Source organism: Lysinibacillus agricola (assembly GCF_016638705.1).
Taxonomy (GTDB): domain Bacteria; phylum Bacillota; class Bacilli; order Bacillales_A; family Planococcaceae; genus Lysinibacillus; species Lysinibacillus agricola.
Genome location: NZ_CP067341.1, coordinates 5,042,653 through 5,061,287, shown reverse-complemented (window position 1 = coordinate 5,061,287; position 18,635 = coordinate 5,042,653). Strand labels below are relative to the sequence as shown.

Below are 18,635 nucleotides of genomic sequence, written 5' to 3'. Positions count from 1 at the left end.
CAGATGAATATGTTCTTGGGCTCAGTTCAACACAAATCCATAGCAGAGAATAGTTGTTGCTGACCTATGAAAAAAACATCATATATTTAATAGGAATTTCAAAATAATGCTTTATAGCAGATTGTTTGTCTACATTTTGTCACTAAAATGGAGGATAAATAGGTGTTTTTTATAACGAAAATTTGACGTACAGCATATGATTGAGTATGATGGAGAAGTTGAAGATGAGGTCCGACCTTATCATTTTAACGATAGCGCATAAGGAGGGAAGAAAGCGCAAAATCGGAAAACAATTATAGCGCCTGAGCTGAAGAAATTGGACGAAACGATCTTCAGCAGACGAGGTGGAGGTTTATCGAAAATTCGGCGGATGCCTCCCAATCGACATACCCGATTGTCATTTTTCATTTTGAAAGCATTTGAGTGATTGAATGTACAGAAAATGGAGAAGGTATAGTTAAAGCAATAGATAAATAGAGAAACTTCACGTATCGAATGATAACTATTCAGACGGCTGAATGAGTGTTAGGAATATGTATGTATTAGTTACGCTTATTTTCTGTGAAAATAAGTATAGCTTTTATATTCATAAAAAAATTCGATAAGTTGAGGTCTAGTTTGTCATTGCGTCAAATTGACGATATCGGAGGACAAGAAATTTATGTGTGGAATTGTAGGATATATTGGTGAATCAGATGCAAAGGAAATCTTATTAAAAGGTTTAGAGAAACTAGAGTACCGTGGCTATGACTCAGCAGGTATTGCAGTACGTAATGAAGATGGTGTAACAGTATTCAAAGAAAAGGGTCGTATTGCCGATTTACGTGACGCGGTGGACGAGGACGTTGCTGCAAAAGTGGGTATTGGTCATACACGTTGGGCAACTCATGGTGTGCCAAACCGTTTGAATGCACACCCTCACCAAAGTACATCAGGACGTTTTACGCTAGTACACAACGGAGTTATTGAAAACTATCATTTATTACAAAAAACTTATTTAAAAGGTATTCCGATGAAATCTGATACAGACACAGAGGTCATCGTGCAATTAGTAGAGCTATTTGTGAAAGAAGGTTTAAGCACAGCTGAGGCGTTCCGTAAGACTCTATCTCTATTACACGGCTCTTACGCATTAGCGCTTTTAGATGCAGAAGCGGCGGATACAATTTTCGTTGCGAAAAACAAATCTCCACTTTTAGTAGGTGTTGGTGAAGGCTTCAATGTTGTAGCTTCTGATGCAATGGCGATGCTACAGGTAACAGATCAATATGTGGAGTTACATGATAAAGAAGTCGTAATCGTACACAAAGCTGGCGTTGAAATTACAAAATTAGACGGTTCAGTAGTAGAGCGTGCACCTTATACAGCAGAGCTTGATATGAGCGATATTGAAAAAGGTACTTACCCTCACTACATGCTAAAAGAAATGGATGAGCAGCCAACAGTTATTCGTAAAATTATTCAAGCATACGAAGGTGAGAATGGCGAATTAACAATTGACGCTGATATTTTAGAAGCATTACGAGCAGCAGACCGTCTATATATTATTGCAGCCGGAACAAGCTATCATGCAGGCTTAATCGGTAAGCAATATTTCGAAAAAATGGCTGGTATCCCTGTGGAAGTTCATATTTCAAGTGAATTCGGCTACAATATGCCATTACTATCGGAAAAACCATTGTTCATCTTTATTACACAATCAGGTGAAACAGCAGATAGCCGTCAAGTACTTGTGAAAATTAAAGAGCTTGGTTACCCAACATTAACAATTACAAATGTACCTGGCTCTACACTATCACGTGAAGCGGATCATACGCTTTTACTACATGCAGGTCCAGAAATTGCAGTAGCTTCAACAAAAGCATATGTAGCACAAGTAGCTGTACTTGCCCTAGCAGCGTATGTAACTGCAAAGGCTAATGGCAAAGGCTTAGAGTTCGATTTAAAACAAGAACTTGCGATTGCAGCAAATGGTATCCAAACAATTATTGATTCAAAAGATGTATTAGAGGACATCGCAGAGGACTACTTAAAAATCGCACGCAACGCATTCTTCATCGGTCGTAACATCGACTTCTATGTAAGCCTTGAAGGTGCCTTGAAGCTAAAAGAAATCTCTTACATTCAAGCAGAAGGCTTCGCAGGTGGCGAGTTAAAACACGGAACAATTGCCTTAATCGAAGAAGGTACACCAGTGTTCGCCCTTGTCACACAAGAAGCAGTATCATTAAATATTCGTGGTAATGTTAAAGAGGTAGCTGCACGTGGAGCATATCCATGTATTATTGCGATGGCTGGCGTAGATGAAGACGGTGACCGTTTAGTAATCCCTCAAGTTCATGAATACCTAACACCACTTGTATCTGTAGTGCCATTACAGTTAATTAGCTATTACGCAGCACTTCACCGCCGCTGTGATGTGGATAAACCACGTAACTTGGCTAAATCAGTGACTGTTGAGTAAGGGTTCGCTAACAGATAATTGTAGTGAGTTATAACTAATGCTGTCACAATTTATAATTAGATTTGTCATAAATATATAAGATATTGTGACATCGAAAACCAACCCTGGTACAGTGTAGTCGTTGCTGTATCAGGGTTTGTGTTTTTTCTTAGAATATTTTTTATGAATAAATAAATAAAATATATAGTTGAATATTAAAGCGGAAATTATAATTAATATTGTCACTTTATAGATTTTTTATATGTTAAGAGATAATAAATTTGTTTTATTAAAAATAAAGTCCTTAAAAAAATAATAAGGTGTTTAATTCTTATTGAACTCCCATGAAAAAAAATCTCTGGCACTAAAAAAGTCAATGCTAAAACAAATGCGACCTTTATATTCGAGAAAATGGTAGCTCCTAAAATATAGATTTGTTAGATTGTAATAGGAAGCACCAGGCTTAAGAGGTATTTTGGGAGACAATTGTAAACATAATTCGAGGCTGAGAGTATCGGATTTAAGGCGGTTAAAGGTCATAGGACTGATGTAAAGATGCGCCAAGTTACTTCGTACTGGATTAAGTGCAGCAACTTGAGTAGGATGAACCTCTCGTGATTGCTTCCTATGAGGGAGCGACAGTCGGAGGTAGAACAAAAAGGACAATGTCCAGGTACAGTCTCTACAGGACTCATAAATCTCTAATTGATTAATATTTTTTGTAATTAGTTAGTTATAACAAATTTCACCACACTAGTATCAAAATTATTTTTCTTCAAAACTTGATTGGTCATTTTTTGAATTTCATTTTTTGAATTTTCGTCAATAGGATCTGCAAATTCAATTATAATCTCTGCGGTCTCGGGGGAAAATTTATTATGTAAATAAAATCCATTAACACCCTTATCCAACAAGGGATAACTAATATACTCTATTAAATCATTATAGCTTATTCGGTTTGCAGTTTTTAGTACTGGTTGAGTAGAATTTGATATATGAATTTGAAACATGGTAGGATTGAATTTTTGTTTCTCTATAAATTTGTTTACTAATTGTTCTACTTCTTTTATTTCTTTTGGTTTAAGCTCATTACTAATCTCATGTCTTTTAATGATTATTTCAACTTTTTCATCATTTAACATAGCGAAATCTACAGATAGTGGATAGCCTTGATCCCGTAAGTCTGCACGGATGGAATACAGTAGACTAGAATATTTTTCATGGAATTGCATTAATTCTTTGTTGCTATACGTAGTTGTAGTTATTTCGGGTTCTTTAGCAAGGTTAGCAAAAGGGTTAGAGAAAATAATGAACAACGTAATGGTGAAAATCGCCAATGGGAAAACGCACCTTTTGAAAAATTGCCTTTTGGACATTAAATACCTCCTTTAATTTATAGTTAAGGATATGTATAAGTTTTAAAAATAGAATTTAAGTTACGGTTTTTTTGAATAAAGTTAAGTTATTTGATTAATTAAACCTATATTTTTAACGATTTATACAATGGTCAACTACTACAACCTATAGGATTGGACTTTGAAGGTGAAAAATATACACCTCAAGATGACACGAAAGGGATTTATTTTGAACACCAATTGTTTAACTTTTTTGTCTTTGAAAAAAATAATTTGCAATATATGGTCGGGATCTATAAAGGCGTTGCTGATAAAGTATCACTTGAAATATTCGTTAAAATTGCAAATTCAATTTAATCTGATGAAAGACAATAAAATAAACATAAACCTGAATTATTCACAGCCATCTGAGATTTAGGGAATTTGGCTAGTTTTTCAGAATTGAGGAAAATAATTAGGAGTAAGTGGTTTAGTAAATTGAGAATCAGGTTGGGTTTTGTACAAAAAACCTATTTTAGGGCAGACTTCCCCCTTGATGTGGGTTCGATTTTTTAAAAAGGGCTATTTAGTTGAATGTTAGCTGTTGCACCCTGGTCAGGACGTCCCAAAAGAAGCGCTCATAGACAAAACTTGAGGACATTTTAAAATACAGTGAACGTCCAGACTTCACTAATTTACTTGCGATTTTTATCAAACGTGTGCGAATGGTTTGGATTTGAATCCCCTTATATTTTTTCGGGAAACTGAGTGTACGTAGCCAGTTCGTGAAGTTATAGGCAAGTAAACTTAACATCATCCGAGCTTCATTGACAAGGAAATCATGGCTTTTCATCTGATCAAAACCAAAGCCATCTTTCGCTTCTTTGATGAAATTTTCCATTGTACCTCGCTGTTTGTATGATGCGACAATCGCTTGTGGTGAAAAGGTTTCACCAAGACTTGTCACAAAAAAGGCATGAGAAAAGAACAGTTCACCGGCTGGACGAGTGGACTGAATGATAATACGACGAGGCTTCGACCAAGAAGAGGCTTGATAAATGGACTCTTCGACATAGCTTTCTGTTACGGACACATCACGGATTTCGTGTGTAGGATGCAATTCTTCCGCAAGAGCTTTTAACTTGGGGTTCGCTTTTTAAACGAATAATATAGTACACGGATTCCTTCTCGCATAATTCATATAGATCAGGCACCGCGAAGCCACTATCACCACGGACAAGGTACGATTTTTCAGGAAAAAAACTTCGTTATAATGTTCGATAAGTGGACGCATAAAATCTACGACACCATTGGAAGTATAAACGTTTCCTGGGCGTAATTGTGCTTTCAAGAAATCACCTGTTAGCCCATCAAATACGACCAGTGGATGAAAGCCCATTATACGATAATGCGCATTGTAGGATGAATGTTCTTGGTTTCCGTATGTATCGGAATGGGTGGAATCTAAATCAAAAATCAGTGCTTTTGATTGTCGGGCATGATGAACTCTATCAAGTAACCCCTGATTCGCCACTTGAAGTTGATGTAGTGCTTGCGTATCAAAGCGCTTGAAGAATCTTGATAACGACGGTTGAGAAGCAAGTGCAGGTATACCAAGCACTTGTGTGAAAATCGGATCATGTGTTAAACGGTCCGCTGCATCATCCTCATGATAATCTGCGATGAGCTGATAAATTTTTTGACGAAGTAGCTGTTCATTTTCATGAATGCAATACGTGCGTTCATCTTTAAATGGAGATGCTTAGCGATCGTTTGAGAAAAGCCGATTTTTTCATCAAATTCACGGAAAATCAATTCCCCGGTGTCAGAAGAAAGCATGCCTCCATCATTAGATAATTTAATGGAACGGTTGAAATGTAGGGTATTTTGCGTTAAAGTAGTCATCATAAGAATCCTTTCTTTTGGTTGATGTTTAGTCGCAATAACCTTAACAGAAATGGATTCTTTTTTCATCTTTTAAGTGAAAAAGAGAATCCCACAGAAAAGCTGATAGGTCAGTTTTTCTGTGGGATTTTGTATATGTTGATGAATAATCTAGGTTTTAGATTATATTTGTCTAAAGGGGTGTTTTTTATGTCTAAACGAGCAAGAACATCTAAAATCGAAAAATGGATTAAAGAAGGGCGAGGGACGAGTGTTGGCTCCGAGTATAAACCTTGGCTCAATATTCAAGACGTTGCATCAATGTCCGTTCTTAACCCAATTATTGGATGGTCTTTATTGTCTTGTAACATTGCGACTAATCTAGTTCCAAGGTACTGGTGAAAATGATGTCTTAATCCGATCGTATAATCTTTGTTTTCCTTAGTTAGGTTCTTTACATTCATCTGTTATTCTTCTTTGTTTGTTTTATTCAATAGAATTGTCAAATTAAGTACAATACAGATATGCCTCAAAGGAAACTAAAAGACATGCTTTCTGTTAGAATTTAGGGTTCATGCCTTTTAAGGATTTTATTCAGTGTCTATTCTAACGGGCTTGACATTTAACGGCGTTTCTTTTTTTGATTGATTAGCGAAATGCATAACCCCTTACATACTCTCTTTGCGACAATGAAGCAAAATGAAAATCTAGGGTCTTAACATTTCTCCCTTGTCCCATGAAACAATTAATCGATTCAATCTTCTTAGCCGAGTTTCTTCTTTTTTAGCACTCATTACCCACCAAATAGAATCTCTTCTGTACGAAGGTGGAAGCTGATTAAAAAATTCCCAAGAACTTGGATGTTTTATAATTTCATCCTCATATTCTTTCGTTAAAGTAACGTTCCTATGAACGGAAGAATAACCTGTTTGATCATTTCTTTGATTGAAAACAGTCAATCCCTCAGGCCTCATTTGATTGTGTTCTATCAGTTTATGCACCTTTTGCACATTAACTTTACTCCAGAGGCTATTAGGCTTACGTGGAGTAAAGCGAATTTTATAGCAATCTTCATCAACTGTTTTTCGTATCCCATCAATCCAACCAAATGACAGTGCACAATCTACTGATTCGGACCAAGTAAGACTTGCTTTATTGGTCTTTTTCTTAAAAAAAACTACCCAAATTTCACTAGCTGTTTGGTGATGAATATCCAACCAATCAATAAATTCTGTTTGATTACTAAAAAATAGCACTTCACTCATTTTTCCAGCCATTCTAAAATCATTTGATTAAGCTCTTCAGGTCTTTCTTCTTGAATCCAATGACCAGTGTTTAAACTCTTAATGTCTATATTAGGTACAAAATCTTTTATATTTGGAAGCGGCGGAATAATATCTTTCTCACCATAAATCATCAATGTTGGCTGATGAAGAATAGGAGATGAGTCACCTAATAAATTCCAATTACGATTTAAATTTCTGTACCAATTGATGCTTGGAGTGAAACCTGTCTTATTGAAGGCTGTGATATAAACAGAAAGATCATCATCGCTCATAACAGGTTCACCTAACGGCTGGGTTGCTTTAGCTAGATTAATCATTTCCATTCCTTCAACAGAGCCTTGTGATGGAACATTCTTTCGATATAAGTTACGAAGAAATTGGGCTGCATTTTCGTCTAATACAGCATCTGCAACACCTGGTTGTTTGTTAAAGTGAACAAAATAGTAATCATCGCCAAAAGCTTCTTCCATAAAATCAATCCAAGGTCTCTCTCCTCGAACTTGGTAGGGCAAGCATAAGTTAATCATTTTATTAACACGTTCTGGATGCAGCAAAGCCATACTCCAAACAACACTTGCGCCCCAATCATGGCCCATAAAAATGGCATCTTTGTATTGGTAGTGATCCAAAAGAGCAACAAGATCACCCGTTAAATGTTCAATATCATATTTTGTGACTTCTTTTGGACAAGAAGACTCTCCATACCCTCGTTGATTAGGAATAATAACGTGATAACCTGCTTCTACAAGAGGGGTCACTTGATGTCTCCAAGAAAAGGCATGCTCTGGCCATCCGTGGCAGAGAACGATAGGTTGCCCCCCATTTTTTTGTCCAGCTTCAAAAACCTCTAGCTCCACACCGTTACCTGAGATAAGTGTTGGTGTTGGAAATTCATAATTGTTTGTCATTCAACATCCTCCTAATTAAAATAAAAGTATCTTACAATGACAATATTATCATGGACGTTTGACAACGGTCTGTCAGCTTTGAGAAACTCACTTAATGATATTTGTCAGCCATCAATCTGAGTTTGGAAGCAATTTTTTTGCGCATTTCTTTTGGAGCTAAGACCTCTATATGCTCTCCAAAACTAAATATGAGAGAGAACAACCATTCTTTTTCGGGGAATGTAGCTGTAACAAGAAGTTCACCTGTTTCTAACACCGCAATATCTTCTTTATTAAAAACATCCTTCACACGAGACTTCATTTGAGGGGAAACTTTTAAGACAATTGTTGTCATTGTTGTTTGTTCATTTAATAATGCCATAATCTCGTGATAGGATTTTTCTCGACGTTCAAATGATTGATTTTTAATGTGAAAATCACTTATACGGGAAACTCTAAATATTCTGAAGTCTTCTTTTAAAAGACAATAAGCAAATAAATACCAAGTATAATTTTTAAATATGAGCGACATAGGCTCAACTTGTCTTTTGCTGACGATATTATCATAATTTCTGTAGTCAATAGTCAGTAAATTAGTCTGTGTAATAGCTTTCCTTAGCGTCTTAACTAATGCTTTTTGATTTGGAGAGTCTCCATAAGGATGTAAATCAATGATGATTTGTTCCATATGCAGCTTTAGATAATCTACCTTGTTTTTAGGAATGATATTTTGTAGTTTTTCTATGGATGATTCTAACTCAATGTCGTCAACTGTGAAATTAATATCCTTGAGAACAGAAAGAAGGGAGGACAGGTTATTAAGAGTTAGTACTTGATGATTTAATTTATAACTCTCATAAATGCTGAATCCACCATTGTTTCCGGAATGGGAAATGATGGGAATGCCAGCTAGATTGATTGTTTCAATATCTCGGTAAATAGTCCGGACCGACACTTCAAATTTCTCAGCCAATTCATTTGCTGTTACACGATTTCTATTAAGTAACATCACAATAATGGTTAACATACGTTCTATTTTCATCTTGTTCTCCTTAAAAATATATTTTTTTATTATGTAGTAGAATCAATTTCATAATACGCACTTTTAAAAAATCATAAAGAAACAGAATTTCGATGATTTCTTAAAAAAACGAATGAAATAGCTAATTATGCTACAGAAAGTTGTAGTTGGGAAAGCCGATCAACTGCCAGTTTGCAGGCGTTGTACGCAAGATGAACCAAATCAAAATGGACTTTAGCTTTCTTCCCTGTACAATGGTAAATCTGATTCAATAGAAAATAACCTTTAAGATAGGCGTTTACGCGCTCAACGGCACTTCGTTCCTTATAGATTTCAGTCCATTTCATCGAGCCTCTTGCCGGTACCGTCTCAGGTCATCTGTAACTTTCTTTTTATAAACCTTTTGACAAAGGCTGTCGCGGGCTAATGAACATTCTTTACATTCGATTGGTCGTGTATATTTTAATGTTCCATATTTTGTATCATAGCTGTCGTAACGATAACTATGCTCTCGCACACATGTTGGCGCGAAGTGCTTATCGAAGCCTATTGGTTCAGGCTCATTTTTCTTATTGTATGCTATGACAGACTGGGCTCCTATACGATGAACTTGTTCATAAATAGGGTAGTAGTCATAACCGGCGTCCATTGTCGTCCTCTTGATTTCTAAAGAAGGTAAACGGGCGTGGACCCCCTTCAATAAAGGAATTGCAGCTTTTCCATCGTTAAGACTGCCAGAAGAAAACAGCGATTGAAGGATGTATTGGCTTTTCGTCCCAACGGCTAGATGGCACTTAAATCCGAACCAAAAGATATTCTTCCCTTCGCTATTCTTCTTCACCCCCCATTCAGGTTGAATGGGTACAGCGGAGCGAAGTTCTTTGAGGGGTACATCCAGTTGGCCGGCAATTGTTTTTTCATAGAGCGGAAGGTTAGCTTCTTTCTCAGCCTGTGCGAGGAGCCACTGTTCACGTTCTTCTTTCTTTTTACGACCTCTTTTCTGAGGTTCCTTTTTAACCTTTTCTGTTTTGAATGGAGCGCGGTCACGTGATTCAACATGGGTTGCATCAATGGCTATTGTTTCACCTGAGACAAATCCTTCCGATATTGCCTGGAGAAGAAGACGCTCTTGAACAATTTCTAACGCGTCTGATTCGCTAATTAACGTGATCATACGCGAATAGGAAGCTTCAGATGGAATCTCATCCGATACCAAGAATCCACAATCAACTTTTCCAATCACTGATAGTGGGATTTCCAACGAAGAGTATTCTTTCGCTTTAAAATCACATTTTGATTTTACTGTATATGATAATACAACATTGCAACCATTATTTGCAGTAGAGTTTGATGGAAAGTCTCATTTAGTAGAAATTCAAAAGTCGAGAGATAAACTTAAAAATAGATTAGTGGAAAGGTTTAATCTTCCCCTTTTAAGAATTAACTCTTTATATTTGGATAAGAAGTATCGTAGTTTAGATCTTTTAAGTTGGTGTATAGAAGTTTGGTTTTCAGCTAAATATTTTTATGAGGCGCAGAGAAATGGTCTGATTCCATATGATGAGCCATTCTCTCCTATGTCTTTACAAGAATATCAAATAATAAATTCTATACCATTTGAAGTAATAGAAGAAGTAAAAAGGTGAGTTTCTTCCAATAAAAGTTTGCTTATTATAAGTTCAGCTACTATGAATAGAAAACCTTTTTTAAATGCAATGATTTCTTCTATACCTAAGAAGTATTCTTTTTTTACAATAGCCGAAGATTTATTGTCATTACCTGCTATTTGTAAAGAGAAGCCTAATGTTACTATAGATAGCTTAAAAGAAGGTTACACTGAAAGTATAAGAAAAATGGCGATTGCTGCTAGTGCATATGATAAATGTATTTCTTTAATTGATAATTATGAATTAGATGATAAAGTGATTTTTAATAACTTTAAGATTCTTTTGAAGGAAAATAAGTGTTTAATAGGAACAATACATCGAGATACTAGTAGATATAAAAATATGACGACGTTTGAAGAAATATGTGAAGCTTTATCCATTTTTGGTGATATAGATTTTAATATATTTGATAGTTTTATTATACTTGAAAATTATTTTATAGATGGGCAAAAGCGAGATGTATTAAATATTTTTTATAAAGCATCAATTTAATCAATCTTTTTTATAAAATTAAGCTCTACAAAAAATCAAACCCACGCATTTTGATCAATCTTTTTTCAAAGTTCGTGGGTTTGTTCTATTACAGAACCAATGTTTGAACCTAACTTTTAATCAAACTTTATTCCAAATCTACATTTATTGTTGAGTAACAATAAATATCTATACTCGACAAAAAAGTTGTATACTTCACAATAATGTTATATACAGGACAAAAAAAGTAGTATACTGAATAATTAAACCATATCTATGGAAGAACTCTTTTATTGATAAAAATCACCTCTCTTTGTTCATTGAGGTGATTTTTTTATTGGATATTTGTATATGCTAATATACAAGTGGCATATCCTAAATTAACCATTTGTCCTATTATTAACTATGTAGCAAACTGAAAATTAAGATATTTATTTTTAGTTACTATCAATATTTAAATAATAACCTTTGTTTTTTAAATAGACTAAAAGAGAAGGAGAATCACTATTCTCCTCAATTTTATCTCGTAATTTTTTCACGCAGACATATAGTGATGATGGTGTCATTAAATCTAACCTATCAATGAGAGAATCTACACTAATAACTTTACCTCTATTTTTTAATAAATAATAAATTAGCCTAAATTCCAGATTAGTTAGTGGATGGCTTTGATTTTTAGTAATAATACTGTGTTTTTCTATAGAGAAATAAGTATCAGTATTTAATCTATATAAATCATTGAATTCTTTATTAATGAAGTTTTGTTTAGAGATAAATCTTGGAAATTTATAATAAAAATTCAAAAAATTCTCCTTATAATCTAATGAACTTGAAAGAAGAATAACCGGCTTATTAATGTTTTTCTCTACTTTTTGTAGATCTTCATAGCAGAGAGAATCTCCAACAAAAGCTATACAATCTTCATCATTTATTAAACTTTGAAAATCGTTAATTCTCTTTAGTGATATATTAAACAATAATAAGTCAAGAAATTGATAAAAATTATGATTATTAGTCAAAACAGCTATATAATTTGAATTCATATAATCCCTCCTAACTTTAGTGATATTATAACACTGAAAATGTAAAATTGTATAAAAAAAGTAATAAATTGAGAATTGTTATAATATAAGAGAGTGAGAGTGGTGTATAATATTAATAGTTATACCCATTTTAAAAAATGTAGGAGGCCAACAGGGGGTGGATAAATGAGGGAATTATTAAATTCAGAAAAGAGCAGAAATATGAAAAAACTATTAAACTTCATATATAAAACTCTTTTATTAGTAATTTTATATTTTATGTCCTTCATTATAGCGAATATAGAAATGCCTAGATTTGATTTTTTAAATAATATAAATCCAGCGTGGGTCGTAATAGATATTGAGAATGATTTCTTAGTTATTATATTTTTTGTCTTATTATTAAAGACAATCGGAAAAAAATATATTTATTTATTTAGTATAGAACCTTTAAAAAATAATAAAAGTTATGTTTGGATTGTTCTTTCTTTATTTGCAACTTACTTAATTATAGAAATGGTTTCTGGATCGAATTTTCAACTTAGAATATTTACCATGGATTTTTTGTCTTACTTAGTATTACTTTTACGTGTTCTAATAATAGTTCCAATAGCAGAAGAATTTATGTATAGAGGATTATTGGTTTTAATACCGAGTAAAAGGATAAAATATTTAATGTTGTTGGTTTCATCCATTGTTTTTGCTTTATTTCATGATGATCCCACATTAATTATTTGGTTAGGTTTAAGTTTAGGTATATTAGCGATTCGTTTCAATAATATTTGGATTCCAATTATTGCCCACGCTCTTTGGAATTTATTTGTATCATTTTTTGCATTGTAATTATTATGGAAGGTTAATCATTCAAAAGAAAAACCAGTCCTCAGAATTTATAAAGGACTGGCTTTTTTATTTTTTAGTCTAACCATTTTCCGATAAGTTTAACAGCATCTCTTGCTCCGTTATAGATATTTTTACCCCATAAAGTAAGAGTTTCACCTAAAGATCCAAGATCGAATGTAATGTTAACGCTGTTATCATTACCATATACAGTTTTCTGACCTTTAGTGTTGTTATTAGAATCTGTAATAATGTAAGTTACTCCACAGTTCCCATTTGCATATACAGAATTTTGAGAACCCTGCACATAATTTGATAGCCACATAGATTCGGTTGCAAGTTTCGCTTTTTCCCCTGGTTGAACAGTAGCATTATAATTGGAATCTGCGAAAGCTCCTGTAGGTAACGCAAAGACGCCAGTTATCAATAGTGCTGCAGTTAAAATAAAAGCTTTAAATTTATTAGCCATTTTGTATCACCTCCATTCGATTAATACTAGATTATTATTTTTTTTCGAATATTTAAATATTTAAAAGTTAATATAGGCATTAATTTTTGTTAATATAAGGTAAAAATGGATTATTCAATTTATTTCTATGATAAAATAAGAAAAAAGTAAGTTTATTCTAAGAGAATGGTTTAAATAAGGTTCAATATTTTTTCTAGTATATTCTTTTAATAGCTGAAAAATATAATGTTGAAATCAACAAGGGGGATAATGTCTTATGTTAAAGAAATTGTTTATATTTTTGTTATTTTTAATAGTACTAAGTGGCTGTAGCTTAAAAAGTAAACCTCTAATTATAGCTGTGATGGCTCCAGAAATGGAAGATTCAATTAAAAATTTATATGCTGAAAATTATGATTATGATATAGAAATTAAGTCTATATTACCCAGTGTAGATGCAATAAATGGTAATTGGGTAGAGTTGGATAAAGTGATTGATAATTTCTTGATAAATAATAAGGATGTAGATATAGTGTATGGGTTTACACCTGATTATTTAAAGGGGTTGGTTGAAAAAGGGGATTTAAAAAATTTGAGTACTTCAATGGATGAATCTGTATTGGAGAAAATTGCACCAGCTATATTAGAACCTATTAAACAAGCAGGTAAAGGGGATGTATACGCGGTTGCTCCATACTTTAATAACTATGTACTTGTGTATAATAAAAGAATTTTTGAACAAGTAGAAGTCGAAAAACCAAGTAATAGTATGACGTGGCAAGAAATAAGTAAATTAGCTACTGAAGTTCAAGAGAAATCGAATTATAAAGGTATTGCATTGGGTTTTCCTTCTTCAGATAGACAATTTTACTTTTTATATCAAAGTATAAATGATCCAGTTGATTATTTTGAAAATAAGGATGGAAAAGCTATAGTTAATACTACGATTACTAAAAAGTACTGGAAGCTGTTCGCTGATATGTACAAAGATAACTCAAAAGCAACAGGAGAGGAGTTTATGAATGGGAAAGTATCTATGGCTCTTCTACCATTAGGACAACTAATAGATTCCGAATTTCTTAAGTTTTATGCGGATTTGGATAAATCAAATTGGGGAATAGTGGAAATGCCTGTTTTTGAGGAAAATAAAGGAGGTCTTGCGTTTACAGATTCTCTATTTTCTATTTCAAAGTATAGTGATAATGATGAAGCTATAAAATTTTTAGAATATATACAGGGTGAAAAATTCGCCAAATTATTAACTAAAACTACATTATTCCCTACATATTGGGACGAAGAAATTAAAGATATACTTATTCAAAAATACGAGTTTGACTTATCACCAGCATACAACCAACCTGGAGCATTAATTAAGCCACCACAATTTAACGCAGACAAATTCAATGAGATTACAAATGTAGGAGCCGATTACTTTACACAATATTTAAAAGGAGAAGGTGAACTAAATAAACTACTGAGTGATTATGAAGGAAAAATAAACAAAAAGAAATAATGAAATATAAATTTTAAATATTAATAGAACAAAATGAGGGCCTCCACTTTAACTTAGCTGGTGGCCCTAAATTATTATTTTATCCTTGTTCTATAGATAACGATCTTAATTACACAACCTTATAGTTTCCGTAGTGAACGTAAATAACACTTTTTACCAAACGGACTTTTGTATGGTGTGGACTGTTTTATTAATATTTTGAGGTTCATCCAACAATGTGAGCTTACTGATTTTCAAGAGGAGGAATAATATCTTGTCTAAAAGAATGTATGTATCATTTTTAATAGCTGCAGTGGCACTATTTTTAATAATATCATTATTTTTTTTAATAGTATCAATCCTTTTTACTGAGAGTTTATATAAAATAGAAATACTTTGATTTCTACATTGAATCAGTGATTTGTTACACAGAGGGTTAAGATGATGGGTAATGATAGTAAAAGGCCTGTAGGAACCTTCTCTTGTGTATGTGGATTCGTCTATTCTCGTAAGGGTCCAGATAAAACAGAAAACGATAAAACAAAAATTGGACGTATTAAGATGTTTGGTGAGACTTGGTTGAACAAACTCCACCAATTGGTAGAAAGTGAACAGTTGAGTTACAAAGCATGCTCAGAAATATTAAAAGTTGATATAAAAACAATTATTAAATATTCGAGGCAAAAACATAATAAGCCTATTAACAAAATAAATAACACTAATAGTGATATGAAACAAAGGTGGCTCGATTTAATCACTCAATACCCTACTTATTCAAGAACAGAGCTTAGAAAAAAAGATCCTTCACTTTACATGCGAATTGGTTCTGGTTTCTCTCAAAGATATATTAACGCACCTACTTGGTCTAGTTTATTAAAACAATTAATAGATGAAAATCCTGAAATTGATATGCCCATACAATATTTTATTCAAGAGCATGGTGGTGATTACGCAAAAATTGCATCTGAATTGGTTGATTATTATCATTCATATGCTTGGAATCACCATTCTGATGAAGAACAATTTCCTCCTTTTATTTTTGAATCATCTTCTAAAAGCATCCATTTGAAGTATAGGATTGCGAGTATACTAATTAATCTTATGGAACGATTTGATGCTGATTCTCATGAGTTAAAAGATGAAATTGAATTAATAAAAAAATTAAATCCTCAAGCCATAGTTACAACCAATTATGATAAATTACTGGAAACTTTATTTCCAAAATATGAGGCGATAGTTGGCCAACATGTTATCCGCCAGAAGAAATCAACAGATATTGGACATATTTTAAAAATTCATGGTTCAGTTGATGAATGTAATAGTATCGTTATCGAACAACAAGATTACGACTATTTCTTTAAAAAGCAGATATACTTAATTGCCAAGCTGTTTACATATTTTATGGAACATCCAATTATCTTCATTGGATACAGCTTAAGTGATGAGAATATAAAATCTATTTTGTATAATGTTAAGCAAATTATTGACGCTGAAACAGAACCATTAATTGAGAATATGTGGTTTATTGATTGGAGTAGGGAGCCACTTAATCCTGACACAATGCCTCCTAGTGAAAAATCTATTTCAGTAGGAAATGGAGAATCTGTTAGAGTTAATTATATTAAATTACACAGGTACGATAAGCTTTACGAAGCTTTGTATCAAGATTCAGTAGATATTGAGTTATTAAAACAAATCGAGGAAACGGTTTATAATGTAGTAAAAAGTGATACGATAACCAATTTAGAAGTAGACATAGCAAGCTTACGCTACTTAACTGATAGAGAAAGTTTCTTAAGTACAATAACTACTGCATCTGCCGATGGTGAAGTTGCTGCTACAAGAACGCTTGTTACATTTGCTGATATACAAGATCCTAACCAATTAGCTGCTCAATTCACTCTTTCAGCTACAGAACTATGTAGTAGGGTATATGATGGTCAACTCTCATACTGGTCTCACGCTTATGATTTAATAAGAGACGTTAGTGTACAAACGGGTGTGAATTTACGAGCAAGTAATAATATTTATCATGTAAATATGAACGGAATTAGCAGGTTTTCAATGAATATGGTCCATTTGTTGAAAAAAGTAAAAGACATGGAACCATACACAATTACTTTAGATAATCAAAAAATAAACTACCCAATTGTTGAGTAGTTTAGAAAAAAGTTTGATTAAAAGAATGCTTCAAACCTTGATTTTATATAGAGGGAACCCACACGTTTTGAACAAAAATTAATCAAAATATGTGGGTTTTTAGATCTTTAAATCCTCTTAAATAGCAATTTCAATTTCACCAGATATTAAACGTTGTACGATGCTGTTATGGATAATCCCTACAAATGTTTTTGCTGTATCGGGTGTTACTTCAATTGTTTTATTTGTATCATTGAAAGTAACTCTAAGTGATACATCTAGTTTATTAACAGCTTCTTTAATTTTTTCAATAGAATAATCTGTATCTTGAGCACTATATTTAGACAATCTTCTCACAGCTCTCGCGCTGCTATATAATTTTTGTGTCACTGTATCTTCATCTAATCCAGAAAATTTATATTTAGCAGATGAAATTGTATATTCACCATGAGCGAATTTACTTATGACTGCTTGTGATTTGGCTTTACGATTTTCATTTAGAGTTAACATACTTTCAAATCGATTAACATCATAAACAAACAATTTTTCATCTGCTCTATCATATCGCGCTGTAACAACAGGTGGAACTTGGATACCTTTAGGAACATCTACAACTGTTGTATTTTCAGTGATTGATACAGACAATATGGATTTATTCTTGATTACTGCATTTCTAGCAATAGATAAAAAATATAGAGATTGTTCATCTTGAACAATCAAAAACTTTATACCTTCATTTTCTTCAAGATTTTTTATTTCTCCTTTTGATTTACTTTTCTTAGAAAAGTGGATAATATTCTCCTCTGGATCGTTGAGTAAACTTTCAATTTTTTCTTTAAAGTCATGTAGATAGCTTTTTTCGGCAATTTTAGCAAACTCTAAATAATACGGGATATCTTCGATTAAAGCATTACCATTCAATACATTCATATTACTTTCCTTGGTTCTCTGTTTTGCTAAGTCGGATTTAAAATTATTAAAAATACTTTGTTTCTCTTTATCACCAGTCTGCAACAAATAAATTCTATACAACTTAGAATTTTTTGATGTACATACATAAATACGCTCTAAAGCCATTACTCATCAATACCTCACTTCTTATACATCGTTATATATATCTTTGATTTCGTTGGTTCTCCTAGTTGATATACCTTAAAATCTATAAATTTTTTTGATTTAAAGGTAAAAACATATTTGCTATCTTTTGTCTTACATAGATTTATTCCTAGAATAACGAGAGCGATATTAGGAAATATATCTGTACTTTTCATTATTAAAGTGTAAATCAAAATTTGAATTACTATAAAAACAATTATCGCTCCATATAAGTTACCTTCTATTATTAATACAGCTGGAATTATATTACCTAGTAAAAACGACATTGTATTCCCGTTTATTTCTTCTAGTTCACTTTCTTCAAATGATTTCCTGTTACCAGGTAGGACCTGATTTGTAGAAGAATTTATATATTGTTGGGTTAACAAGAATCTAAGAAACCATGTTAAAAAAAACAAAATAATAAATAAAAGTCCACACCACCAATAAACATTTATATCTATCGTCACTATCTTGATATTCCAATTCATCTTAAAGGGATGTTGAAATTTATCATCAAGTTGTAATAAAAATAAAAAATATGCAGGTGACATCGCCGTTATAAAGTATAAAATTTTATAAAACCATCTCGTTCCATAAAACAAA

The 18,635-nt window shown here is 32.8% G+C and carries 14 protein-coding genes and 3 pseudogenes; 7 read left to right on the top strand and 10 right to left on the bottom strand.

The genetic code is table 11. The annotated features are described in order from the left end of the window. Window positions 1-661 precede the first annotated feature (661 nt). Window positions 662-2,464: a glutamine--fructose-6-phosphate transaminase (isomerizing) gene (glmS, locus tag FJQ98_RS25290; RefSeq protein ID WP_053595554.1), complete on the top strand. Its 1,803-nt coding sequence runs from the start codon at window positions 662-664 to the stop codon at window positions 2,462-2,464. A 704-nt stretch (window positions 2,465-3,168) separates the two neighbouring features. Here glmS and FJQ98_RS25285 read toward each other — a convergent pair. Both FJQ98_RS25285 and FJQ98_RS25280 read right to left on the bottom strand, forming a co-directional pair. Then, window positions 3,169-3,819 carry a hypothetical protein gene (locus FJQ98_RS25285; protein ID WP_053595553.1) on the bottom strand — a complete coding sequence of 217 codons (651 nt, stop codon included), beginning with the start codon at window positions 3,817-3,819 and terminating at the stop codon, window positions 3,169-3,171. Window positions 3,820-4,363: 544 nt separating this feature from the next. After that, window positions 4,364-5,682, bottom strand: a pseudogene (locus FJQ98_RS25280) (IS1380 family transposase). 189 nt (window positions 5,683-5,871) lie between these two features. Here FJQ98_RS25280 and FJQ98_RS27450 point away from each other — a divergent pair. After that, a pseudogene (locus FJQ98_RS27450) lies at window positions 5,872-5,985 on the top strand (TnsA endonuclease N-terminal domain-containing protein); the annotation flags it as partial. 383 nt (window positions 5,986-6,368) lie between these two features. Here the strand turns inward: FJQ98_RS27450 and FJQ98_RS25270 are convergent. The 4 genes and pseudogenes from FJQ98_RS25270 to FJQ98_RS25255 all read right to left on the bottom strand — a co-directional run. Continuing rightward, window positions 6,369-6,926 carry a YdeI/OmpD-associated family protein gene (locus tag FJQ98_RS25270; protein ID WP_053595514.1) on the bottom strand — a complete coding sequence of 186 codons (558 nt, stop codon included), beginning with the start codon at window positions 6,924-6,926 and terminating at the stop codon, window positions 6,369-6,371. Then, a complete protein-coding gene (locus FJQ98_RS25265; protein ID WP_053595472.1) occupies window positions 6,923-7,855 on the bottom strand; it encodes an alpha/beta fold hydrolase in 933 nt (310 codons plus the stop codon). Before FJQ98_RS25265 ends, FJQ98_RS25270 begins: the two co-directional genes overlap by 4 nt. 91 nt (window positions 7,856-7,946) lie before the next feature. Beyond that, window positions 7,947-8,876, bottom strand: a complete 930-nt coding sequence (locus FJQ98_RS25260) for a helix-turn-helix transcriptional regulator (RefSeq protein ID WP_053595473.1) — start codon at window positions 8,874-8,876, stop codon at window positions 7,947-7,949. A 125-nt stretch (window positions 8,877-9,001) separates the two neighbouring features. Continuing rightward, a pseudogene (locus FJQ98_RS25255) lies at window positions 9,002-10,089 on the bottom strand (transposase); the annotation flags it as partial. Between FJQ98_RS25255 and FJQ98_RS25250 the strand changes: the two are divergent. After that, complete coding sequence (locus tag FJQ98_RS25250; protein ID WP_082340162.1) at window positions 10,055-10,501, top strand: DUF2726 domain-containing protein; 447 nt, start codon at window positions 10,055-10,057, stop codon at window positions 10,499-10,501. The pseudogene FJQ98_RS25255 and the gene FJQ98_RS25250 overlap by 35 nt on opposite strands. 42 nt (window positions 10,502-10,543) lie before the next feature. Next, on the top strand, window positions 10,544-11,014 hold the full coding sequence (locus FJQ98_RS25245; protein WP_143114875.1) for a hypothetical protein: 471 nt from the start codon (window positions 10,544-10,546) through the stop codon (window positions 11,012-11,014). A 416-nt stretch (window positions 11,015-11,430) separates the two neighbouring features. Here FJQ98_RS25245 and FJQ98_RS25240 read toward each other — a convergent pair whose 3' ends face one another. Next, window positions 11,431-12,036 carry a winged helix-turn-helix domain-containing protein gene (locus FJQ98_RS25240; protein WP_053595478.1) on the bottom strand — a complete coding sequence of 202 codons (606 nt, stop codon included), beginning with the start codon at window positions 12,034-12,036 and terminating at the stop codon, window positions 11,431-11,433. A 165-nt stretch (window positions 12,037-12,201) separates the two neighbouring features. On the opposite strand from FJQ98_RS25240, the gene FJQ98_RS25235 reads away from it, so the two are divergent. Continuing rightward, window positions 12,202-12,858 carry a CPBP family intramembrane glutamic endopeptidase gene (locus FJQ98_RS25235; protein WP_053595479.1) on the top strand — a complete coding sequence of 219 codons (657 nt, stop codon included), beginning with the start codon at window positions 12,202-12,204 and terminating at the stop codon, window positions 12,856-12,858. Between the two features lie 73 nt (window positions 12,859-12,931). On the opposite strand, the gene FJQ98_RS25230 is transcribed toward FJQ98_RS25235, so the two are convergent. Further along, window positions 12,932-13,324 carry a hypothetical protein gene (locus FJQ98_RS25230; RefSeq protein ID WP_053595480.1) on the bottom strand — a complete coding sequence of 131 codons (393 nt, stop codon included), beginning with the start codon at window positions 13,322-13,324 and terminating at the stop codon, window positions 12,932-12,934. A gap of 256 nt (window positions 13,325-13,580) precedes the next feature. Here FJQ98_RS25230 and FJQ98_RS25225 point away from each other — a divergent pair, with 256 nt between their 5' ends. Both FJQ98_RS25225 and FJQ98_RS25215 read left to right on the top strand, forming a co-directional pair. After that, a complete protein-coding gene (locus tag FJQ98_RS25225) occupies window positions 13,581-14,816 on the top strand; it encodes an ABC transporter substrate-binding protein (protein WP_053595481.1) in 1,236 nt (411 codons plus the stop codon). Window positions 14,817-15,236: 420 nt separating this feature from the next. Then, complete coding sequence (locus FJQ98_RS25215) at window positions 15,237-16,955, top strand: TnsD family Tn7-like transposition protein (protein WP_241774589.1); 1,719 nt, start codon at window positions 15,237-15,239, stop codon at window positions 16,953-16,955. A 117-nt stretch (window positions 16,956-17,072) separates the two neighbouring features. On the opposite strand, the gene FJQ98_RS25210 is transcribed toward FJQ98_RS25215, so the two are convergent. Together FJQ98_RS25210 and FJQ98_RS25205 are read right to left on the bottom strand one after the other, a co-directional pair. Then, window positions 17,073-18,011: a hypothetical protein gene (locus FJQ98_RS25210; protein WP_053595482.1), complete on the bottom strand. Its 939-nt coding sequence runs from the start codon at window positions 18,009-18,011 to the stop codon at window positions 17,073-17,075. Between the two features lie 14 nt (window positions 18,012-18,025). Continuing rightward, entirely contained in the window at window positions 18,026-18,634 is a 609-nt protein-coding gene (locus FJQ98_RS25205) for an SGNH/GDSL hydrolase family protein (protein WP_241774590.1), read from the bottom strand. Window position 18,635: the final 1 nt, after the last annotated feature.